A 667-nucleotide genomic window follows, 5' to 3' on the forward strand; every position below is an offset into this window, starting at 1 on the left:
CGCCCAGCCAGTGCTGGACGAGGAAGGTGCCGTGGAAGCCGATGAACAGCGTCCAGAAGGTGATTTTGCCGAGGCGCTCGTCGAGCATCTTGCCGGTCATCTTCGGCCACCAGAAGTGGAAGCCGGAGAACATCGCGAACACGACCGTGCCGAAGACCACGTAGTGGAAGTGGGCGACGACGAAGTACGAGTCCGAGACGTGGAAGTCCATCGGCGGCGAGGCCAGGATGACACCGGTCAGACCACCGAAGGTGAAGGTGATCAGGAAGCCGGTGGCCCAGAGCATCGGGGTCTCGAAGGACAGGGACCCCTTCCACATCGTTCCGATCCAGTTGAAGAACTTCACGCCTGTCGGTACGGCGATGAGGAACGTCATGAAGGAGAAGAACGGCAGGAGGACTCCGCCGGTGACGTACATGTGGTGGGCCCACACGGTCACGGACAGGCCGGCGATGGAGATCGTCGCGGCGACCAGTCCCATGTAGCCGAACATCGGCTTGCGGGAGAAGACCGGGATGACCTCGGAGATGATGCCGAAGAACGGCAGCGCGATGATGTACACCTCTGGATGGCCGAAGAACCAGAAGAGGTGTTGCCACAGCAACGCACCGCCATTGGCCGCGTCGAAGACATGTGCCCCGAATTTCCGATCCGCCTCCAGCGCGAA

General features: G+C 61.5%; 1 protein-coding gene. It reads right to left on the minus strand.

Annotated features, from left to right (window positions below):
- Window positions 1-667 (minus strand): cbb3-type cytochrome c oxidase subunit I (locus SPR02S_RS54780; protein ID WP_019065514.1); only part of this gene is annotated, 667 nt, incomplete at both ends.

The sequence above is a fragment of the Streptomyces prunicolor NBRC 13075 genome (assembly GCF_000367365.1).
Lineage (GTDB): Bacteria > Actinomycetota > Actinomycetes > Streptomycetales > Streptomycetaceae > Streptomyces > Streptomyces prunicolor.